This is a genomic window from Limnohabitans sp. MMS-10A-192 (genome assembly GCF_003063335.1).
Classification (GTDB): domain Bacteria; phylum Pseudomonadota; class Gammaproteobacteria; order Burkholderiales; family Burkholderiaceae_C; genus Limnohabitans_A.
On record NZ_NERX01000006.1, the window covers coordinates 126,163 to 143,033 of the forward strand.

15 protein-coding genes are annotated in these 16,871 nt (G+C 61.2%); 5 read left to right on the forward strand and 10 right to left on the reverse strand.

Annotation, left to right across the window (positions count from 1 at the left end):
- Positions 1–22 precede the first annotated feature (22 nt).
- The 8 genes from B9Z43_RS13170 to B9Z43_RS13205 all read right to left on the reverse strand — a co-directional run bounded on the left by B9Z43_RS13170 (position 23) and on the right by B9Z43_RS13205 (position 7,922).
- The gene (locus B9Z43_RS13170; RefSeq protein ID WP_369910285.1) at positions 23–1,225 is read right to left on the reverse strand and encodes a CynX/NimT family MFS transporter; all 1,203 of its coding nucleotides are present in this window, start codon (positions 1,223–1,225) and stop codon (positions 23–25) included.
- A gap of 27 nt (positions 1,226–1,252) precedes the next feature.
- The gene (locus B9Z43_RS13175; RefSeq protein ID WP_108326404.1) at positions 1,253–2,416 is read right to left on the reverse strand and encodes a deoxyguanosinetriphosphate triphosphohydrolase; all 1,164 of its coding nucleotides are present in this window, start codon (positions 2,414–2,416) and stop codon (positions 1,253–1,255) included.
- The gene (gene aroB / locus B9Z43_RS13180; protein WP_108326405.1) at positions 2,400–3,512 is read right to left on the reverse strand and encodes a 3-dehydroquinate synthase; all 1,113 of its coding nucleotides are present in this window, start codon (positions 3,510–3,512) and stop codon (positions 2,400–2,402) included. Before aroB ends, B9Z43_RS13175 begins: the two co-directional genes overlap by 17 nt.
- Positions 3,513–3,543: 31 nt before the next feature.
- A complete protein-coding gene (locus tag B9Z43_RS13185; protein ID WP_108326406.1) occupies positions 3,544–4,098 on the reverse strand; it encodes a shikimate kinase in 555 nt (184 codons plus the stop codon).
- A 105-nt stretch (positions 4,099–4,203) separates the two neighbouring features.
- Entirely contained in the window at positions 4,204–5,613 is a 1,410-nt protein-coding gene (locus B9Z43_RS13190; RefSeq protein ID WP_108326407.1) for a type IV pilus secretin PilQ, read from the reverse strand.
- Entirely contained in the window at positions 5,610–6,593 is a 984-nt protein-coding gene (locus B9Z43_RS13195; RefSeq protein ID WP_233253966.1) for a GspMb/PilO family protein, read from the reverse strand. The genes B9Z43_RS13190 and B9Z43_RS13195 overlap by 4 nt, the downstream gene beginning before the upstream one ends.
- Entirely contained in the window at positions 6,590–7,171 is a 582-nt protein-coding gene (locus B9Z43_RS13200; protein ID WP_108326409.1) for a PilN domain-containing protein, read from the reverse strand. Before B9Z43_RS13200 ends, B9Z43_RS13195 begins: the two co-directional genes overlap by 4 nt.
- Before the next feature lies 1 nt (position 7,172).
- Entirely contained in the window at positions 7,173–7,922 is a 750-nt protein-coding gene (locus B9Z43_RS13205) for a hypothetical protein (protein ID WP_146183891.1), read from the reverse strand.
- Between the two features lie 263 nt (positions 7,923–8,185).
- On the opposite strand from B9Z43_RS13205, the gene B9Z43_RS13210 reads away from it, so the two are divergent.
- Complete coding sequence (locus tag B9Z43_RS13210; RefSeq protein WP_233249988.1) at positions 8,186–10,495, forward strand: penicillin-binding protein 1A; 2,310 nt, start codon at positions 8,186–8,188, stop codon at positions 10,493–10,495.
- Between the two features lie 48 nt (positions 10,496–10,543).
- On the opposite strand, the gene cyaY is transcribed toward B9Z43_RS13210, so the two are convergent.
- Positions 10,544–10,873: an iron donor protein CyaY gene (gene cyaY / locus B9Z43_RS13215; protein WP_108326411.1), complete on the reverse strand. Its 330-nt coding sequence runs from the start codon at positions 10,871–10,873 to the stop codon at positions 10,544–10,546.
- A gap of 12 nt (positions 10,874–10,885) precedes the next feature.
- On the opposite strand from cyaY, the gene B9Z43_RS13220 reads away from it, so the two are divergent.
- Entirely contained in the window at positions 10,886–11,164 is a 279-nt protein-coding gene (locus tag B9Z43_RS13220; RefSeq protein WP_108326412.1) for a lipoprotein, read from the forward strand.
- Positions 11,161–12,450 carry a diaminopimelate decarboxylase gene (gene lysA / locus B9Z43_RS13225; protein WP_108326413.1) on the forward strand — a complete coding sequence of 430 codons (1,290 nt, stop codon included), beginning with the start codon at positions 11,161–11,163 and terminating at the stop codon, positions 12,448–12,450. The genes B9Z43_RS13220 and lysA overlap by 4 nt, the downstream gene beginning before the upstream one ends.
- A 48-nt stretch (positions 12,451–12,498) precedes the next feature.
- On the opposite strand, the gene B9Z43_RS13230 is transcribed toward lysA, so the two are convergent.
- Positions 12,499–14,568 carry a molybdopterin-dependent oxidoreductase gene (locus B9Z43_RS13230; RefSeq protein ID WP_108326414.1) on the reverse strand — a complete coding sequence of 690 codons (2,070 nt, stop codon included), beginning with the start codon at positions 14,566–14,568 and terminating at the stop codon, positions 12,499–12,501.
- Positions 14,569–14,693: 125 nt separating this feature from the next.
- On the opposite strand from B9Z43_RS13230, the gene B9Z43_RS13235 reads away from it, so the two are divergent.
- Both B9Z43_RS13235 and B9Z43_RS13240 read left to right on the forward strand, forming a co-directional pair.
- A complete protein-coding gene (locus B9Z43_RS13235) occupies positions 14,694–15,908 on the forward strand; it encodes a M20 aminoacylase family protein (RefSeq protein ID WP_108326415.1) in 1,215 nt (404 codons plus the stop codon).
- Complete coding sequence (locus tag B9Z43_RS13240) at positions 15,905–16,867, forward strand: complex I NDUFA9 subunit family protein (protein ID WP_108326501.1); 963 nt, start codon at positions 15,905–15,907, stop codon at positions 16,865–16,867. The genes B9Z43_RS13235 and B9Z43_RS13240 overlap by 4 nt, the downstream gene beginning before the upstream one ends.
- Positions 16,868–16,871: the final 4 nt, after the last annotated feature.

Here is a 16,871-nt window from a genome sequence, read left to right on the forward strand (position 1 = left end):
TGTGCCTGTGCGGCGCAACCCCTCAGAAGCCTGCTCTGACGCCTTGGCGCGCCAACAAGCGCCCAGCCAACCAAGCCAACCCCGCACCCACCACGCAGCAGCCCACGGTGACCAGCGGCGTGAACTGCCAACCGCCCGCACGCGCCGCCACAGCGGCCACCACGGGCGGCCCCACAAACTGACCCAATGCCGACATCTGCTGCACCCAGCCCACGGTGGTGGCGACCTGCTGCTCGCCCGGCGCCAGGCGCACCGCCAGGCTGAACAAAGTGCCCGGCACCAAACCGCCCACACCCGAAAACAAAAGAACCCCGGCAAAACGCAGCCAAGGCCAAGCATCGGTGAAGGTGGCAAAAGCCAGCGTGCTGCCCAACGCCATGGCGCCAAAGCCCAGCCACAAGGTCGAGCGTGGCGCCCAGCTGCGTTGCAGCAAGCGGCCCGAAGCCATGTTGCCTGCCATGTTGACGGCAGCGGCCAAGGCCGTGAGCACGCCCAGCAACGCGCCGCTGACGCCCGCCGCCGCGTAGATGGATGGCAGAAAACCCACCACCGCCAGCCACTGGCCCGAATACATGCCAAAAGTGAGCGCCACCAGCCAGGGGCCGGGTGTGCCCAAGGTCAAACGCAAACGGCGCCATGCGCCCTGCCCTGCATGGGCTGCCTGGACAGCAGGGTCTGCAGGCACGGCCCGGTAAAGCCAAAGCGCCATGGCCAGCGACACCGCTGCAAACAGCCACCACCAGGCGCCCCAACCCCAAGCCGGAATGAACAAGGGCCCCAGCAACAGCGCCAGCGCGGTGCCGGTGGGCATGTAGGCGCCCCACACACCCAACATGCCGGGCAGCTGCACAGGCGGGACCAGGCGGCGAATCAAGGCGGGCGCAGGCAGCGCCACCAGCAAAAAGCCCAGGCCCTCAATGGCGCGCAAGACGAGCAGTGCCGTGACCGAGGTGGCAAAGCCGCCCAGGCCGCTGGCCAGCGCCAGCAGGCACAGGCCGCGCACCATGCTGCGCTTGAGCCCCATGCCATCGGCCAAAAGTCCAATGAACACGGCCAGGCTCAAACCCGCCACCTGCACGGTGGACAACAAAAAACCCGACTGCACCAGCGTGAGCCCCAGCTCGGCCTGCAAGGCCGGTAAAGCGGGCGGCAACTTGCCCACCTGCAAGGCGGCCACGCCGCCAGCCGCGACGACCAGCCAAGCGCTGTGTTTAGAAGAAGCCATCACCATGGATCAGCCCCCCAAGGCCGTTCACAACAACTTGCGCCCTGTGAGGCGTTCATGTTCACGCAGCGCAAAGCGATCGGTCATGCCCGCGATGTAGTCAGCCACCGCGCGGTGACGGTCTTCGCGGGCCGCGAATTCGGCGCGCATCTCCTGAGGCTGCGAGAGGTACGCCTCAAACAATTCACGCACGGCCTGCTGCGCCTGCCCCATGATCTGTGTGACCTGTGGATGTCGGTACAAACTCGCAAACAAAAATTTCTTGAGCTCGGAGCTGCGCGTCTTCATCTCGTCAGAAAAGCGCACCAATGACCCGGCCAGTCGCGCCTCATCGGCTGTCTGAATACCGGCTGCAGCAATCGCCGCACGCGTGGTGTCGATCACGTCATAAACCTGCTCACTGAGCATGCGGCGTGTGCTCTCGTAAAGCCAACGCCGAGGCTTGTCACGCAGTTGCGGATGCTCGGCCAGCGACTGCTGCAAATAATGGTCAAACAGGGGAACTTCGTGCATCTGGTCCAGCGAGAGCAATCCCGAGCGCACCCCGTCGTCGATGTCGTGGGCGTTGTAGGCGATCGCATCGGCCAGATTGCACAACTGCGCCTCCAAACTCGGCTGCGTTCGGTCCAGAAAACGCTGCGCGATCCCCCCGGGCTCTTGGGCTTCGATGGCTTCGGCGTTGACCCGCGAGCAGTGCTTGAGAATGCCCTCACGCGTTTCAAAGCTCAGGTTGAGGCCATCAAAAGCGGGATAGCGCTCTTCCAGCGCATCGACCACGCGCAGACTTTGCAAATTGTGCTCAAACCCGCCTTGCTCGGCCATGCATTCGTGCAGCGCATCCTGCCCGGCATGGCCAAATGGCGTGTGGCCCAAGTCATGTGCCAACGCGATCGCCTCGACCAGGTCTTCGTTCAAGCCCAGCACCCGGGCAATCGATCGGCCCAGCTGCGCCACCTCCAGCGAATGCGTGAGACGCGTGCGGAACAAATCACCTTCGTGGTTCAGAAACACCTGCGTTTTGTAGACCAGCCGCCGAAAGGCCGTCGAGTGCACGATGCGGTCGCGGTCCCTTTGGTAGGCATTGCGCGTGGGTGCGGGCGGCTCGGCATGGCGTCGGCCACGGGTTTGCGAAGGGTGGCTGGCCCAGGGTGCCAAGCCGGTGGCGTTCAAAACTTCAGGCACAGCAAGCATGGATCACATCGCGCACCATGTCATCGGGCGCACCGCACACGGTGGCTTGACCAGGACCGTCGATCACAACGAACTTGATGTCGCCGGCTTCGGCTTTTTTATCAAGGCGCATGTGGGCGATGTAGTGCCCGGCGTTGTCGCTCGCATCGATGAGCGGCGCACGCACTGGCAAGCCCGCGCGTTCAATCAGGGCTTTGAGGCGTGCCACAAAAGCGGCATCGACCTTGCCCAGACGGTGCGACAACTCGGCCGCCATGACCATGCCACAGCCCACAGCCTCGCCATGCAGCCAGACGCCAAAGCCCAAACCCGCCTCGATGGCATGGCCAAAGGTGTGGCCAAAGTTGAGGATGGCGCGCAGGCCCGCTTCGCGTTCGTCCTGGCCGACGACCCAGGCCTTGATTTCGCAGCTGCGCTTGACGGCGTGCGCCAGCGCGGCCGGATCTTGCGCCATCAGCGCGTCGATGTTGGCCTCGATCCAATCAAAAAACGCCATGTCGGCGATCGGGCCGTACTTGATGACTTCGGCAAGGCCCGCACTCAGCTCGCGCCGAGGCAAAGTGGTCAGGGTGTTCAGATCGCAAATCACCCGCACCGGCTGGTAGAACGCGCCGATCATGTTCTTGCCCAGCGGGTGGTTGATGGCGGTTTTGCCGCCCACCGAGGAGTCCACCTGCGACAGCAGCGTGGTCGGCACCTGCACAAAGGGCACGCCGCGCATGTAGCTGGCCGCAGCAAAGCCGGTCATGTCACCGATCACGCCACCGCCCAACGCAAACAGCACCGTCTTGCGGTCGCAGCCCTTGGACAAAAGCGCGTCAAAAATCAGGTTCAAGGTCTGCCAGTCTTTGTGCGCCTCGCCGTCCGGCAGCACCACGGTGTGGACTTGCTTGTAAAGCGGGCTGATGGCGGCGCGCAAAGCAGCTTCGTACAGCGGCGCAATGGTGTCGTTGGTCACGATCATGGCCGTCTGGGCCTTGGGCAAACCGGCCCAAGTCTCAGCGCGGCCCAGCAGGCGCTGGCCAATGTGGATGTCGTAACTGCGGTCGTCCAGCGAAATGGCGACCTGCTCAAGGGAAATGGTGGACTCGGACATAGCCCTCAAGTGTAGGGCTTTGGTGGTCTGCTCAGCGTGTAACTTGAGATGCAGGGCTCTCTGGCTGTGCAGGCAACTGGCCCGACAACTCGAGTTGCATGATGATCATGTTGACCAAGGTGGACACCGAGGGGCGGCCGGTGTCGATGACATGGTGTGCGGTGGCGCGGTACAGCGGATCACGGGCTTCGTACAGTGCCCGCAGGCGCCCCATCGGGTCGTCCACCTGCAGCAAGGGGCGGCCGGTGTCGTGACGCACCCGGCGGTAAACGTCTTCCGGCGCAGAGCGCAGGTAAATGACATGGCCACGGTCGTGCAGATGGCGGCGGTTGACTTCGCGCAAAACCGAGCCCCCGCCCGTGGCCAGCACGCCTTGGTGATGCTGGCTCAGATCATCCAGCACTTGCTGCTCCACATCGCGGAAGCTGTCTTCCCCTTCGCGGGCGAAGAATTCCCTGATCGAACAACCCAAACGGTCTTCAATCACATGGTCGGAATCCACAAAAGGCAGGCCCAAACGGCGAGCCAATTGCCTGCCGATGGTGGTTTTGCCCGAGCCCGGAAGGCCCACGAAGATGATGCTCAAAGGGAAATCTCACACAAAAACTCGGGACAGCACCGCGACAAATGGGCCGCCCGAACAGAGGCACCAAGTGTATTCGACCCGACAGCAGCCCCCAGACAGCGCGCGTCAAAGCGCTGGCGCAGTGGCCACGTCCGTCACCACACGCGGTGTGAGGAAAATCAGCAGCTCCGATTTGCGCCGCGTTTGGTTGCGGTTTTTGAACAGCCACCCCAGTCCGGGCACATCACCCAAGCCTGGCACTTTGGCTTCGTCGTTGCGCTCGGCATCTTCGTAAATGCCGCCCAGTACCACCGTGCCGCCATTGTCCACTTGCACCTGGGTTTTGACGTGCTTGGTGTTGATGGCATAACCTGCTGGGGTGAGCTGGCCGACGCTGTCCCGGTTCACATCTACATCGAGCACCACCGCCCCCTCTGGCGTGATTTGCGGCGTGACCTCGAGCTTGAGATTGGCCTTGCGAAAAGTGATGGCTGTCACGCCAATGCCGGACGACATTTGGTAAGGCAACTCCGTACCCTGTTCAATCAGGGCCTTGGTCTGGTCTGCCGTGATCACCCTGGGGCGCGACACCACCTTGCCGCGACCATCGGCCTCCAGTGCGGAAATTTCCACGTTGATGAACTGGTCCGCCGCTGCATTGAACAGGGAAACCGCAAAAGCCGATGGCACATTCAGCGTCTGCCCGGCACTGCCCGCAGGAAGATTCACTTGATGACCAGTGACCACCCCTGCACCTGTGGTGGCGTTGCTTGCCCCCAAATTCAAGTTCTTGTTGCCCATCCGTCCAGCTGAACCCAAGCCCAAACGCACCCCCAGCGATTGGCCAAACTGGTCGTCGGCTTCGACGATTTGTGCTTCGATCAAAACCTGTCGAACAGGCACATCCAATTTCTGAATCATCTGCCCCACTTCGGCCAAACGACTTGGCACATCCAGTATGAACAGCTGATTGGTCCGAGGTTCTGCCAGCGCCGTTCCCCGAGGACTGAGCCATCGCGCAACAGGGGTGCCAGCGCCTGCCGTACCGGACAACCGTTGCACCACTTCGGTGGCTCGGGCGTATTTCAAGCGCAGTGACAGCATCTGCAAAGGACTCACCGATTCGAGCGCCGTCTGTGCCTCCAGGTGTTTTTTCTCACGCGAAGTCCACTCATCCCTGGGGGCCACCCACATCACTTTGCCCTCACGGCGTGAGGCCAAGCCTTTGGATTCCAGGACAACGCCCAAAGCCTGAACCCAAGGCACATCCAGCAGTCTCACGGAGATCTGGCCACTGACTGCATCAGACACCACCAAATTCAGCCCTGTGAATTCGGCGAACACCTGCAACAAGGCACGGATATCGATGTTCTGGAAGTTCAGGCTGATGGGCGCCCCATCTGCGGTGACTGCCGAACGAACGACCGGATGGGCACCATCCAGATCGATGACAGGGGACGGCGATTGTGCCCAGCTCGCAGTTGACCAACCGACCACCAGTGCACAAGCCGCCCATGACCAATGTTCATGTCTCATCGCCCACCTCCTGACACATTGAGTTCGATTTTTTGCCCCTGCGCCGTGCCCAATACAACCGCATCACGGCGGATCGCATGCACCTGATGACCTTCGCGCGACATGCGCTGCCCCAGCCGCACAGGCACCCACACGCCACCTGCACTGAGCACCGCTTGCCAACTTCCGCTGGCATGCCAAGTGCCCAGCAAACGGATGCGCTCCACTGGCCAAGTCATGGGGTCATCTGTCAACACAGACGCCTGCGGTGCTGACGTCCGGGTGACTGAGGAGGCTGAATCAGCCTCTGCGGCCAACGCAAAGACAAGCGGCCGCGAATCTGCATCAGCGTCACCGGACTTTGCCCAAGCCCTGCTGGACGGCCATGCAGGCAAGGCCACATCGCCCGCAGAGGCAGGGTTGAACCAGACGCGCAAGACCAGATCCAACTGAACACCTTGGATCTGCGTCAACGGCACAACGCTCATGCGCTCGATCGTCAGCACAGGTCCGGATGCAGCCAAGGCCTTCCAGCCACGCACCCAATCGGCAAAATGGCCATTCAAGCGCAAGGCCAGCGTTTGACTTTGCAACGGTCCCATTGGAACCTCTGGCATGGCACGCAAAGACAGGACGGTCAATCCGTGCTGCTGCAAGGCCTGCTGAAGCCCTGAAGCGAGGTCTGTGGGCAGTCTGCTGGGCAGGCGACCCCAAAGTGCTTCATCAACAAGCCACTCAGGCCGCTCGCGTTGTGAAGAAGACACCGTCTGGGTCTGGGTCTGGGTCTGGACCTGGACTTGCCACTGCGACTGGGCCTGAGCCAAGGCCTGCTGCGCCAGGTCATGCGCATCCCAGACCTCACTGGCCAACCAGAACACACCACCAGCGCCCCATACAAGTCCGCCAAGGCCCCAAACCCATCGCCGCATTTGACGCACAACCCCACGCTGAACACGGCTCCATGCCTCTGCACTGAAAACTGGAGAGAACCGGGCAGTCATGGCTGGCCTTTGCGGGATGGTCCCGGGCCCAGGTCCAACGCCGACCATTGGCCTTGCCAGGCAAACGAGAACGCGGACGCCCCAGTGGCAGCCCCACCGGTCTCCACACTTTGCAAGTGCAGCGGGGTGCCCCAGCGCTCAGCCAGCATTTGTGCAACAAGGCTCATGGCCGGCACATGCGCCGCATGGCCCTGCAGGTCTATACGCCCTGCTTCCACTTGCAACCGTTGTAACCGGACACCCTGACCCGGGATCACATCCAGCAGGCTGCTTTGCATTTCAACCCAAGCTTCTTGTTGCGATTTCAAGTGCGTCAGTTGCCGCAACTGCTGACCGACCAGTTGCAGGTCCATCTGCTGCTGTTGGCGTGTTTGCGCCGCACGTTTGCTCTCAGCCAATTGGTTTTGAACCTTCTGTGTCTGCAACTTCAACTGCTCAGTTTGTCCAGCCAGCACCGACAAACCGCCTGCAGCCAACACACCACCCAGAACAAGCCCCGCCCCGATGAACAGCCACCGCCGCCTTGATTGTTGCTGGCGCTCCAGTGTTGGGAAACGCAATAAATTCAGGCCGACCATCTCAGAGCCACGCTTTCAGAGCCAATCCTGCAGCCACCAGCCGAGGCCCGACAGGGGTCGCCAAGGCCTCCAAAAGTCCTGCGGCAGTTCGAGACGCCTGTTGACCGGCTCCATCTGACTTCATCGGTTCACGCTCAAGGTTCAAGCGAAACTGCCAATCCTGAGGCGCCTGCTGCAGCAAACGGGGTAAACCACCCACCAAGGCATTGGCGGCACGCTGAGCAGCATCGCTTGCGGGCTCGACGCTGACCAACTGCCAGCCTGCACCTGCACTCCAGCGTTGGTACTCGGATACACGTAACCTCGGACAGCCAGCCCAGCGAAGCCTCACACCCCCATCAACATTGCCGGGTTCCGAATGAAAATCGAAATTCACTTCTTGAGGCGGCAAGCCAAGGGCTTGGGCCACCTCCAACTGAACCTCGGCAGGCCAACCATCGGAGGACAAATTTGCCGGGCCACTGAACTCGCCGGTCACCAAATCGGGAGCGGACATGCTCATGCACAGCCTGTGACGTGCCAGCCGCCGTCCACGCCCCATCTCGGCCAAAGCCGGACTCAACCAAGACGAATCAAGCAAGCCCGCATCTGCCGGGCCTTGCAAAATGGTTGAAGCATGCACACGCGCCAAACCCGGACTGACACGCGCCAAGCCGACCAAGGCCCAAGATGTCCCGGCAGGGGTCAGACCCCACGCCAAACGAACAGAACGAGCGCCTATCCTTGGCCATAACCATTTCAAAGCTTGCATCACGGGCCTCCCTGACGGGGCCTTACTGGCCCTCTACGGTGTCTTTTGTAGCAGGGAAAGCAAATTGACACAATATTTTTTCAATCCAAAGAATTCACTTTTACAAAACAAACCCACCCAAGCGGCCCAAGATTTTTATAATGCAACGAGGTGGCCAACCGGCTTGCCCTGCCGATGCCCCTATGACAATCCAAGACAAAACCGATCACAAATCCGAACACGCCAGCCACCCTTTGAAGTCTGCCTCAGTGGCTTCATGGTTGATGAAGATCGTTTTATGGGGTCTTGGGATCATGGTGGCGGGTCTGCTGGCCCTCTTGCTGGTCGTTGGTGTGGCCATGGTCGTGGCCTACCCTAACCTGCCGGATATTTCGGATCTCGCAGATTACAAGCCCAAATTGCCCTTGCGAATTTACACGGCAGACAACCAGTTGATGGGCGAGTTCGGTGAAGAGCGCCGCCACCTCACACCGATCAAGGACATCCCAGATGTCATGAAAAATGCAGTGCTGGCCATTGAAGACAACCGCTTTTACCAACACGGTGGCGTCGATTATTTAGGCATCCTGCGGGCAGGCATTGCGAACATCGGTCGGGTCAAGAGCCAGGGGGCATCCACCATCACCATGCAGGTCGCACGCAATGTGTACCTGTCATCCGAAAAAACCTACACCCGCAAAATTTATGAAATTTTGCTGACCTACAAGCTCGAGCACATGCTGAGCAAGGACCAAATCCTTGAGATCTACATGAACCAGATCTTCTTGGGCAATCGGGCTTATGGTTTCGCGTCGGCTGCTGAAACTTATTTTGGCAAGTCACTGCGAGAGATCACCATCGCTGAAGCAGCGATGCTGGCTGGATTGCCCAAAGCGCCTTCGGCCTACAACCCGATCAGCAACCCAAAGCGCGCCCGATCGCGCCAGCTCTACATCATCGAGCGCATGGAAGAGAACGGGTACATCACTGCAGAACAAGCCAAAACGGCCAAAGCGGAACCCTTGGCATTGCGCACCTCAGGCGACAAACGGACTTTGCATGCCGAATATGTGGCGGAAACCGTGCGCCAAATGGTCTTTGCTCAATATGGTCAAGACACCTATACCCGCGGTTTGAACGTTTACACCACGATTCAGTCTACCGAGCAAATGGCTGCCTACAAGGCATTGCGTCAAGGCATCATGGACTTCGAGCGACGCCAGATTTACCGTGGCCCTGAAAAGTTCGTGGATCTGCCCGAAGATCCCAAACAAATGGAAGACGTCATCGATGACGCACTGGAAGATCACCCTGACAACGGTGATGTCATGTCTGCGGTGGTGCTCGAAGCGTCCCCACGCAAAGTGGTGGTGGTACGCCAAAACGGCGAACAAATCACCATCACTGGCGAAGGTCTCAAGCCTGCCCAGTCTGGTCTGTCCGAGAAAGCGGCTCCTGCGAAGCAAGTGCGCAGAGGTGCAATCATCCGGATTTCTCAATTACCCAAAGTGGGCTGGGAAATCACCCAGTTGCCAGAAGTAGAAGGCGCTTTTGTGGCCGTCACCCCTCAAACCGGAGCGATCCGGGCACTGGTCGGCGGGTTTGACTTTGCCAAAAACAAATTCAACCACGTGACCCAGGCCTGGCGCCAACCGGGCTCAAGTTTCAAACCGTTCATCTATTCTGCAGCCTTGGAAAAAGGTTTTTCGCCAGCCACCGTGATCAACGATGCCCCCATGTTCTTTGATGCCGGCGTGACTGGCGGCCAACCTTGGGAGCCCAAAAATTACGACGGCACGTTTGAAGGACCCATGACCCTGCGCAGAGGTCTGGCCAAATCGAAGAACATGATTTCTATCCGAATTTTGCAGTCGGTGGGCACGCGCAATGCTCAGGACTGGATCGGGCGCTTTGGCTTTGACGAAGAGAAACACCCTCCCTACCTGACCATGGCTTTGGGTGCGGGATCGGTGACACCGATGCAGTTGGTCAGCGGCTATGCCGTATTTGCCAACGGTGGCTACCGGATGCAACCTCATTTGATCACCCGTATCGCCGATTACAAAGACCGCGCCTTGGTCGAAAGCCCTGCACCAACACAACCGGATGAAGCTCAACGAGCCATTCCGGCACGCAACGCATTTGTCATGACCAGCTTGTTGCAAGAAGTCACCCGCTCTGGCACGGCAGCACGCGCGCAAGCCACACTCAAACGCAGCGACATTTACGGCAAAACCGGAACCACCAACGACTCCATGGATGCCTGGTTTGCAGGCTACCAGCCCAACCTCGCCGCAGTAGTCTGGATCGGCTACGACACCCCAAAAAAACTCGGCGACCGCGAAACTGGCGGCGGCTTGAGCCTGCCCGTTTGGATCAACTTCATGGAAACTGCACTGAGGACCATCCCGATCTCGGCACCAGTCGTCCCCGAAGGTTTGATCAATGTTGGCGGGGATTGGTTGTTTGAAGAACTGGCCCGAAATGGCAGCGTCACCACCTTGGGTGTCGGCAGTGAAGGCACCGCCGCGAAACCTGCCGCATTGCCACCCGGCGAAGAAAAGAACCGAATCCTCGATCTTTTCCGCAACTGAGCCGTTGGCATCCTGTGGGGCAGGGCGCTTGCGCTGACCGTGAACGCCTCAGGCGCTGAATGCGAGTCTCAAACCAGACTGGTCTGATGCATAACGCGTCAGGCTGGTCCAAAATTCGCCTTGACCCTTGGTGTCCTGCCAGGCTTGGCCATCAAAGCGGTAATGAAAGCCGCCGCAACGGGCCGCCAACCACACTTCGTGCAGGGGTTTTTGCAAATTGATGACGATCTGGCTGCGGTTGGCAAAGGTCAAAGTGACCATGCCGCCAACACGCTGGTTGTCGATGTCGGCATCGGTGTCGTCGTTCAGGCGATCGCAACAAATCTCTACGCCAGCGAGCAGGCGCTCGGCTTGGTCCATGAATTCAAGGTCGGTCATTACAATCGCTGCATGTTGAAGGTACCGAAGATTCTAGTCACCACGCTTGCCCTTGTCGGTTGTGCGGTCGTGTTGAGCGCATGCGGCCAAAAAGGCCCGCTCAAATTGCCCGACACGCCTGCCTCGGCCGGGCGTGCCACCTTGCCGCAAAGTCTCAATCCCTGGCACACCGCGCCGCAACGAACAAACCGTCCATCCAATGCTTCCGGGACTGCGCCTGCGGCAGAACGGACGGCCATGCCAGACGCCGACAACGACACCACCCCTTCCGCCTCCTTTTTGAAACCATGACCGCCACATCCAACGCCCTCGCCTTGCCCGGCCAACCCCACATCGCTTACCAAGGCAGTGAGCTCATGGTCGAAGGCGTTCGCCTGTCTGACCTGGCCCGCGCGCATGGCACCCCACTGTTTGTGTATTCCAAAGCCGCCATGCTGTCGGCCTTGGCGGCCTACCAGCGGGGCTTTGCCGGACGCCAAGCCCAAATTTGCTATGCGATGAAGGCCAATTCCAGCCTGGCCGTACTGCAAGTGTTTGCCAATGCCGGTTGCGGTTTTGACATCGTGTCAGCAGGTGAACTGGCCCGTGTGCTGGCCGCTGGCGGTGACCCGGCCAAGGTGATTTTCTCGGGTGTTGGCAAAACCCGCGCCGAGATGAAGCAAGCCCTGAAAGTGGGCATTGGTTGCTTCAACGTCGAAAGCGAAGCCGAACTCGATGTGCTGAGCGATGTGGCCGCGTCGATGGGCCTCAAAGCCCCGGTCAGCCTGCGCGTGAACCCCAACGTGGACCCCAAGACCCACCCCTACATCTCCACAGGTCTGAAAGGCAACAAATTCGGCATCGCCCACGAAGACGCTTTGCGCGCCTACCGCCACGCGGCCAGCCTGCCGGGCTTGCAGGTCGTGGGCATCGATTGCCACATCGGCTCGCAGATCACCGAAATGACGCCTTACCTGGACGCCATGGACCGCGTGCTGGATTTGGTGGCCGAGATCGAAGCGGCGGGCATTGCCATCCACCACATCGACTTTGGCGGCGGTCTGGGCATCAACTACAACGGCGATACCCCACCCGAGGCCGATGCACTGTGGGCGCAGTTGCTGGCCAAGCTGGACGCACGCGGCTACGGCCAGCGCCAGCTGATGATCGAGCCGGGCCGCTCGCTGGTGGGCAATGCAGGCGTGTGCCTGACCGAGGTGCTGTACCTCAAGCCCGGTGAGCAAAAGAACTTCTGCATCGTCGATGCGGCCATGAACGATCTGCCACGCCCGGCCATGTACCAGGCCTTCCACCAAATCGTGCCCGTCACAGCGCAGGCCGGCGAAGGCACGGTGTATGACGTGGTCGGCCCTGTGTGCGAGAGCGGCGACTGGATCGGCCGCGACCGCCAGCTGCTGGTGCAAGCCGGTGACGTTCTGGCCGTGCTGTCGGCGGGCGCTTACTGCATGAGCATGGCCAGCAACTACAACACCCGTGGCCGCGCCGCAGAAGTCTTGGTGGACGGCACAAAAACCCACCTGATCCGCCAACGCGAATCGGCGTTCGACACCTTCGCGCTGGAGCAGCTGGTCGACTGATCTCCTGAGGCTACCATGCACAAAGGGGCTGAAATTTCAGCCCCTTTTTTATGCCGACTGGGCCGCTGAGTCCAGCAAGGCCACCTGCACCAGGCAGTCGTAAAACACGGGCGCTCGCCCCAGATCGGTCAGGTGCTGGCTGGTCAGTTCGTTGACGTTGGTGCCGTTCAGCCCCAGCTTGCGCCACCAGATGCCCAGGCCATTGACCACGCCCGAACGCGCCCGCTGGTTGATGCGGGCCTTGCAGTGGTAAGTGCCCCGGTCGTTGAACACGCGCACCACCGCACCATCGGCAATGCCACGCTCGGCCGCGTCTTGCGGGTGCATCTCCAACACGGGTTCGGCTTCGATGTCGCGCAGGCTTTGCACGTTCACAAAAGTTGAATTCAGGAAGTTCCGCGCCGGTGGCGAAATCATCGCCAGCGGGTAGCGCCCACCGGCTTGCGGCACTTCGTAGTTGGGCACATGGTCTGGCCAGCCGTCCAGCCCCTGGTCCACCAAGCGCTGACTGAAAAATTCGCATCGCCCTGAAGGCGTCGGGAAACCGCCTTGCGCAAAGGGCGCATCGGGCACAGGCAAGGACGCAAAACCATGCGCCAGCAACTGCTCGAAGTCCTCCGCATCGCCGATGGCGCTGCGGCACAGGCTTTCGTCGCTCTGAGCAAAACACGGATCGTCAAAACCCATGCGCTGAGCCAGTGCCCTGAAGATGTCGGTGTTGGTGCGCGCCTGCCCCACGGGCGCAATGGCCGGGCGGTTGAGCAAGACATCGGTGTGGCCATAGCTGGTGTGGATGTCCCAGTGCTCCAGCTGCGTGGTGGCAGGCAAGATGAAGTCGGCATGGTCGGCCGTATCGGTCTGAAAGTGTTCCAGCACCACGGTGAACAGGTCTTCGCGGCCAAAGCCTTGCACCACCTTGCCCGACTCGGGGGCGACCGCCACCGGGTTGCTGTTGTAGACAATCAAGGCCTCGATCTGCGGACCAAACTCCGCAGAAGCGGGGCGCAGCAAATCATCTCCGATGGTGGACATGTTGATGGTGCGCGGACGCCGCTGGCCCAGCAAATCGGGCCGCTGCAAAGCCGCACGCCGCACTGGGAAATGGCCCGAGCTGCTCATGAGCACGCCGCCGCCGCGGTGTCGCCATGCGCCCGTCAGTGCTGGCAGGCACGCCACGGCACGCACGGCATTGCCGCCACCGCGCACACGCTGCATGCCGTAGTTCAATCGGATCGCTGCGGCCGGGGTGGTGCCCCAATCGCGCGCCAGCTGCCGGATTTGGGCTGAAGGCACACCACACACCTCGGCCGCTCGCTCGGGCGACCACTGCAGGGCGCGTTCACGCAGCCCCTCCCAACCCAGGGTGTGGCGGTCGATGTAGTCCTGATCGAGCCAGTCATTGACGATCAACTCATGCATCAGCGCCAAGGCCAGTGCCGCATCTGTGCCGGGCCGAATGGCGATGTGCTCGTGGCATTTGTCGGCCGTTTCGCTCTTGCGCGGGTCAATGCACACCAGCTTGGCGCCCTGACGTTTGGCTTCTTGCGCGATGCGCCAGAAATGCAGGTTGCTGCCGATCGAATTGCTGCCCCAAATCACGATCAGTTTGGACTCGGCAAACATGCGCACCGGCATGCCGACCTTGTTGCCCAGCGTCTGCGTGAGGCCTTCGGCCCCGGCCGATGCACAAATCGTGCGGTCCAGCAAGGAAGCGCCCAACTGGTGAAAAAACCGCGCCGCGATCGATTCACTTTGCACCAGGCCCATGGTGCCCGCATAGCTGTAGGGCAAGATGGCCTGCGGATCGCGCGCCGCGATGGTTTTCAGGCGGGCGGCGATCTCGTCCAGCGCCTCGTCCCAGCCGACCGGCTCAAACTGGCCTGTGCCCTTGGGGCCCACACGCCTCAAAGGTTGCAACACCCGTTCAGGGTGGTAGGTGCGTTCGGCATACCGCGAGACCTTGGTGCACAAGACCCCGTCGGTCGCGGCGTGCGCGGGGTTGCCCTGCACGCGCACCGCTCGGCCGTTTTCCACCGTGGTCAGCAAGGCGCAGGTGTCTGGGCAATCGTGCGGGCAAGCGCCTCGCACCACGGTCTGAGCAGGGTCGGCAGTGGTCATGGTTTTGAGAGAACAAGCAATTCCAGTGAGCCATTGTGACCGAAGCCCCCCATCGGCTGCGGCACAAGCCCCCCAAAGACGCAGGGGTGATGGCAAGTGTCCCAAAGTCTCGCTAGACTGTCTGCATGAAGCTCATCGACGCCATCCTCCACGACGCGGCCAGCATCTCAGCCATCCGCAAAGACATCCACGCCCACCCCGAACTGTCTTTTGAAGAAGTGCGCACCGCCGACGTGGTCGCCCAACAGCTGATCGACTGGGGCATCCCCATTCACCGAGGCATGGGCACCACCGGCGTGGTGGGCATCGTGCATGGGCGTGACGGCGGCGCTTGCGGGCACGGCATTGGCCTGCGCGCCGACATGGATGCCTTGCCCATGCAGGAGTTCAACACCTTTGCACACGCCAGTCGGCACCACGGCAAGATGCACGCCTGCGGCCATGACGGCCACACCGCCATGCTGTTGGCAGCGGCCAAGCATTTTGCCAAGCACCGCGACTTTGACGGCACGGTGTATCTGATCTTCCAGCCCGCAGAAGAAGGCGGCGGCGGTGCCCGCGAGATGATCAAGGACGGCATGTTCGACAAGTTCCCGATGCAAGCCGTGTTCGGCATGCACAACTGGCCCGGCGCACCCGTAGGCACCTTTGCCGTCAGCGCAGGGCCGGTGATGGCGTCGAGCAACGAATTCAAGATCACCATCCGCGGCAAAGGCAGCCACGCCGCGCTGCCACACAACGGCATCGACCCGGTGCCGATCGCCTGCCAAATGGTGCAGGGCTTTCAGACCATCATCACCCGCAACAAAAAGCCGGTGGACGCGGGTGTGATTTCGGTCACCATGATCCACGCGGGCCAAGCCACCAACGTGGTGCCCGATTCGTGCGAGCTGCAAGGCACGGTGCGCACTTTCAGCATCGAGGTGCTGGACCTGATCGAGTCGCGGATGAAGCAAGTCGCCGAGTCGATTTGCGCCGCCTTTGAGGCGGAATGCGAATTCGAATTCGAGCGCAATTACCCACCCACCATCAACAGCGCCGCCGAAGCCAACTTTGCACGCCAAGTCATGAGCGGCATCGTGGGCGAGGCGAATGTGCTGGTGCAAGAGCCCACCATGGGCGCGGAAGATTTCTCTTACATGCTGCAGGCCAAACCCGGGGCCTATGTGTTCATCAGCAACGGTGACGGTGCCCACCGCGAGATGGGCCACGGCAGCGGCCCCTGCACGCTGCACAACCCCAGTTACGACTTCAACGACGACCTGATCCCTCTGGGCGGCACCTATTGGGTGGAGCTGGCCACACAGTGGCTGAGCCAAGCCGCCCAGAGCCAGCCATGAACCATCCCCCGCGCATTCTGGTTTTGGGTGGCACGGGTTTTGTCGGTCGGCAAGTGTGCGAACAGCTGGCCCGTCTGGGCTGGCGCGTCACCGTGCCCACACGCCGGGCGACCCGGGCCGCAGCCATTCAAAACTTGCCTGGCCTCACTGTGGTGGAAGCCTCTGTGCACAGCGCCAGCGACCTGGCCCGTTTGATGCCGGGTCACGATGCCGTGGTCAATCTGGTGGCGGTCTTGCATGGCGATGAAAAACGCTTTGAACAAGTGCACGTGCGTTTGCCTGGCCTGCTGGCCGAGGCCATGGCACATGCAGGCGTGAAGCGTCTGGTGCACATCAGTGCCTTGGGCGCCGATGCGCAAGGGCCATCGCTTTACCAACGCAGCAAGGCACAAGGCGAGACCGTCCTGCGCAACGCCAGGCTGGACCTGACGGTGTTGCGACCCAGCGTGATTTTTGGCGCAGACGACCAATTCCTGAACCTGTTTGCCGACTTGCAAACCGTGCTGCCCTTCATGCCGCTGGCGGGTTCGGCCACCCGCTTTCAGCCCGTCTGGGTGGGCGATGTGGCCAGGGCGGTGGTGAGCTGTCTGAAAGACAGCCGCACCATCGGTCAAACCTACGAACTGGCCGGACCCGATGTGATGAGCCTGGGCGAGCTGGTGCACCGATCCGGTCAGTGGGCGGGCATCCGGGGTGGCCAAGGCCGCCCTGTGCTGCCCCTGCCTGCCTGGATGGGCTGGCTGCAGGCGGTGTTCATGGAGCTGGCCCCTGGCGAGCCCTTGATGAGCCGCGACAACCTGGCCTCCATGAAGGTGGACAACGTCGCATCGGGGCAATGGCCTGGCTTGAAAGACTTGGGCATCCAGGCCAGCAGTGCAGCCGGTGTCGCACCCGGCTATTTGGGCCAGCGTGGTCCGCGCTCCAGGCTCAACGCCTGGCGTGCCCGTTCAGGGCGTTGAAGCG

Excerpts from the sequence above, each read along its gene's own strand:
- B9Z43_RS13170 (WP_369910285.1), bottom strand. The coding sequence starts at position 1,225 with ATGGCTTCTTCTAAACACAGCGCTTGGCTGGTCGTCGCGGCTGGCGGC.
- B9Z43_RS13175 (WP_108326404.1), bottom strand. The coding sequence starts at position 2,416 with ATGCTTGCTGTGCCTGAAGTTTTGAACGCCACCGGCTTGGCACCCTGG.
- aroB (WP_108326405.1), bottom strand. The coding sequence starts at position 3,512 with ATGTCCGAGTCCACCATTTCCCTTGAGCAGGTCGCCATTTCGCTGGAC.
- B9Z43_RS13190 (WP_108326407.1), bottom strand. The coding sequence starts at position 5,613 with ATGAGACATGAACATTGGTCATGGGCGGCTTGTGCACTGGTGGTCGGT.
- B9Z43_RS13195 (WP_233253966.1), bottom strand. The coding sequence starts at position 6,593 with ATGACTGCCCGGTTCTCTCCAGTTTTCAGTGCAGAGGCATGGAGCCGT.
- B9Z43_RS13200 (WP_108326409.1), bottom strand. The coding sequence starts at position 7,171 with ATGGTCGGCCTGAATTTATTGCGTTTCCCAACACTGGAGCGCCAGCAA.
- B9Z43_RS13205 (WP_146183891.1), bottom strand. The coding sequence starts at position 7,922 with ATGCAAGCTTTGAAATGGTTATGGCCAAGGATAGGCGCTCGTTCTGTT.
- B9Z43_RS13210 (WP_233249988.1), top strand. The coding sequence starts at position 8,186 with ATGAAGATCGTTTTATGGGGTCTTGGGATCATGGTGGCGGGTCTGCTG.
- cyaY (WP_108326411.1), bottom strand. The coding sequence starts at position 10,873 with ATGACCGACCTTGAATTCATGGACCAAGCCGAGCGCCTGCTCGCTGGC.
- B9Z43_RS13220 (WP_108326412.1), top strand. The coding sequence starts at position 10,886 with ATGTTGAAGGTACCGAAGATTCTAGTCACCACGCTTGCCCTTGTCGGT.
- lysA (WP_108326413.1), top strand. The coding sequence starts at position 11,161 with ATGACCGCCACATCCAACGCCCTCGCCTTGCCCGGCCAACCCCACATC.
- B9Z43_RS13230 (WP_108326414.1), bottom strand. The coding sequence starts at position 14,568 with ATGACCACTGCCGACCCTGCTCAGACCGTGGTGCGAGGCGCTTGCCCG.
- B9Z43_RS13235 (WP_108326415.1), top strand. The coding sequence starts at position 14,694 with ATGAAGCTCATCGACGCCATCCTCCACGACGCGGCCAGCATCTCAGCC.
- B9Z43_RS13240 (WP_108326501.1), top strand. The coding sequence starts at position 15,905 with ATGAACCATCCCCCGCGCATTCTGGTTTTGGGTGGCACGGGTTTTGTC.